The 2982-nt window shown below is 59.9% G+C and carries 5 protein-coding genes and 1 tRNA gene; 4 read left to right on the top strand and 2 right to left on the bottom strand.

All coding sequences use genetic code 11. The features are described 5' to 3' along the window. Positions 1-301: 301 nt before the first annotated feature. A tRNA-Leu gene (locus V5A26_RS11315) sits at positions 302-385 on the bottom strand. A gap of 130 nt (positions 386-515) precedes the next feature. On the opposite strand from V5A26_RS11315, the gene V5A26_RS11310 reads away from it, so the two are divergent. Then, positions 516-1004, top strand: a complete 489-nt coding sequence (locus tag V5A26_RS11310) for a DUF309 domain-containing protein (protein WP_332322556.1) — start codon at positions 516-518, stop codon at positions 1002-1004. A gap of 71 nt (positions 1005-1075) precedes the next feature. Further along, entirely contained in the window at positions 1076-1864 is a 789-nt protein-coding gene (locus tag V5A26_RS11305; RefSeq protein WP_332322555.1) for a succinylglutamate desuccinylase/aspartoacylase domain-containing protein, read from the top strand. 14 nt (positions 1865-1878) lie between these two features. Here V5A26_RS11305 and V5A26_RS11300 read toward each other — a convergent pair whose 3' ends face one another. Continuing rightward, positions 1879-2325 carry a UPF0179 family protein gene (locus V5A26_RS11300; RefSeq protein ID WP_332322554.1) on the bottom strand — a complete coding sequence of 149 codons (447 nt, stop codon included), beginning with the start codon at positions 2323-2325 and terminating at the stop codon, positions 1879-1881. Positions 2326-2425: 100 nt separating this feature from the next. Between V5A26_RS11300 and V5A26_RS11295 the strand changes: the two genes are divergently transcribed. Together V5A26_RS11295 and V5A26_RS11445 are read left to right on the top strand one after the other, a co-directional pair. Continuing rightward, positions 2426-2629: a hypothetical protein gene (locus V5A26_RS11295; RefSeq protein ID WP_332322553.1), complete on the top strand. Its 204-nt coding sequence runs from the start codon at positions 2426-2428 to the stop codon at positions 2627-2629. Next, complete coding sequence (locus tag V5A26_RS11445; RefSeq protein WP_442908778.1) at positions 2586-2906, top strand: methyltransferase family protein; 321 nt, start codon at positions 2586-2588, stop codon at positions 2904-2906. Before V5A26_RS11295 ends, V5A26_RS11445 begins: the two co-directional genes overlap by 44 nt. Positions 2907-2982: the final 76 nt, after the last annotated feature.

Raw genomic sequence — 2982 nt, 5'->3', positions numbered from 1 at the left:
CTCTTCCAGTTCGCTTCGCTCACGGGCTCTCGTGAACACTCGCGCTGCTCGTCTGCTATTCTCAGAACCGTTTGCGGGGAAAGACCGCTCCGGGTCTTTTGCACTTTGCAGTGCCGCGTGAAGACTCGCTGTGCTCGCCTCCGCCGCTCGCACAGCTCGCCTTCCTGGCTCTCACTTGCTTCGCTCGCGAGAACGAGGGAAGGGATTTGACCCCCTTGCTTCGGAGACAGCAACAGCTCAGTTCGACACCAGAGCCGAGAATTGCGAGGGAAGACCGCTCCGGGTCTTCTGCACTTTGCAGTGCGAGGGAAGGGATTTGAACCCTTGGACCTCTACAGGAGCGGATCTTGAGTCCGCCGCCGTTTCCGAGCTTGGCTACCCTCGCACGCGGTCGCTGGTTAGGAATCGACCCGCTTTAGCGTTGCGAAGGCACGCCGCCGATTCATCTCAGCGAGAAACCGGCGATAACCGCGTCCTTCCGAGGTCACACCTCTATTTGGTTCCTCTGAGCGAGTATGGACGAGCATACTCGGGACCAATCTGTCGAGCCACCTCCGGCCGGGCAAAACCCGCCTGGCTGGCTGCCGAAAGAAAACCGCTGGGAACACGACACGCTCCGTCAGGCCACGATACATGGGGTTCGGTTGACGAACGCCGGGGACTACCACGAGGCGCATGACTGCTTCGAAGACGAATGGTTCAACTACGGAAACGGCACGCTGGAGAAATCCTTCCTCCAGGGGATGACTCAGGTCGCTGCCGGTGCCTACAAATACACGGGCTTTGACAACACAGCCGGACTGCGAAAACTTCTCGACTCGGCACATGGGTATCTCGTCGGCGTCCCGGCCGACTTCTATGGCGTCGATGTCGCCGCCCTCCGGGACGACATTCTTGCCATTCGACGTGATCCGTCCCGCGCCCAGTCGCTTCGGATCGCTCTTGACGGTCAGTATCCGAGTGCTCGTGACGTGGATCTGGGGTACGCTGCCTCACTTCCTTGAGTGACCGGTGAAGCGGCCACGAGACTGGTAAGTCACGCAATTTTTAGCGGCGCGACCCACAGTTGCTTCTGATGCGCGTCGCACAGTTGGGGACCGGCGATCCAGAGCTCGTGATTGTCGGGAGTGTCCATGGGGATGAACCCTGTGGCAAGCGAGCCATCGAGTGGCTCCTCGAGGAACAGCCACCAGTCTCGCGTCCGGTTCGACTGATCGTGGCCAACGAGGAAGCTCTCGAACGGAAGGTGCGGTATCTCGACGCCGACCTCAACCGATCGTTCAATTACGTCGCGGCAAACACCGCCCACGAGGCAGGCCTGGCCGATCGCCTTCGCGAGTTGATTCGGGGCCACACGGTGCTCTCGATTCACTCCACTCGGTCGACACGTGACCCATTTGCTATCGTGTCGGGCGTGAACGACGGTGTCGCGTCAATCGTCTCACGACTTTCGGTCGAGGCGGTCGTCGACGCTGGCACCCCGAAAGACGGGCGGATCTTCGATACGACCTCGACCGTGGTCGAAGTCGAAGCCGGGTATCAGGGAAGTACGGAGGCGACGGACAATGCGATCCAACTGACGGAGGAGTTTCTCATTGCGACCGGGGCACTCCATGGCGATATCGAGCCTGTCGAACAGCCACTTTTCGAGCTGGGGAACGCGATTCAGAAACCCGAGGCAACGAGTTACGAGGTGTTTGCAACGAATTTCTCCCAGGTCGAGGCGGGCGAAGCCTTTGCAGCCGCAGACGACGAGCCGGTCCGGGCAGAACAATCGTTTTGGCCGGTCTTGCTGTCGGCCGATGGGTATCGGAATATCTTCGGGTATCGGGGTACGAAACATGGCTCAGTCGCGTCCCGCTAACGGGGCCTACCGGCTTACCGATCGGTTGGTGCGAGTGTTACTTTCGTCAACGAGCGATTCAAGTGACACGTCTCGTGTGGCGGCGTCCCATGAATTTCTACGATTCGGTATTCGTCGTCCATCTTGGCGCCCATCGGCTCACAGAGTTCGTGACTCGGGCAATCGGTATGGGGACACGGTCCAGCCAATGTCACCCGGCTTCCAGCATAGGTACCCTTCGAGTGAACGTTGGCTTCGATGGTCGTCGGTTCGACTTCGACAGCGACCACCCCCTCCTCGTGGACCGCACAGTCGAGAATTTCCCCGCCATCTCGCACTTCAGTGATCGAATATCGGACCCCCGTCTCGAGGTTCAAACACTGTTTTCGGTATGGGCACCCCTCACAGCCCGCGGATTCGCCTCGATATACGAACTCCCTGTCCTTCGTCGCGAGGCGAGTTCCGACGAGCGTTAGCGGCATACCCAGGCGTTTGCGGGCCGTTCAGTTACGTATTTCGGCGACCGGTTGGCACCGGGAGCACCCCGTGAGGTGTATGGGGATGCACTACGGGGGTTCGAACGTGCAACCCGACTGTTGGCGGTGGCTGGGTGCGGGCGTCCCAATTCTTTCCGGTATGGTGCCGACAGTCGGTATCCTCCTGGCGATTAGCTGGGTGAAAAACGCGTGGTTTCCGGGACACTGGCGACCAGTAACGACCGTCCAGGGTCCGATTTTGGTGCTTGCCGGCGTGTGGACGATCATCTGGTCGGAAACACCTTGCTGAAGCGCGAGCGGCCGATCGGCTCTGTACGACTGGTCCCTATCGGTACGTTCGCCATCCCCTCTATGCTGCTTGGTTGTGGTTGGTCCTTTCGGGCATGACCTTTCTGATGTGGCTCTGGCCGCTTTTCGGAGCTGTACCGGTAATGTACGCGCTCACTCGGCTTTCTCTTCCGATCGAAGCAGCCACACTCCAGGCCAATACGGGCCCACTCACGAGCGCTACGCTGCCTGTCCCTGCGCTTTGGCCGCGCCCGACCAGGAAATGGGATCCAGAGTAGCGGCCGTCCGTGGGAACGACGCACAATATAATACGCATCGGCCGCGTAGGACCTGTTGTGTCAAATACGCTGCTCA

Source organism: Halodesulfurarchaeum sp. (assembly GCF_036626455.1).
GTDB lineage: Archaea > Halobacteriota > Halobacteria > Halobacteriales > Halobacteriaceae > Halodesulfurarchaeum.
Note: the sequence above shows the minus strand (reverse complement) of the source record. Positions and strands in the feature narration are given on the sequence as shown.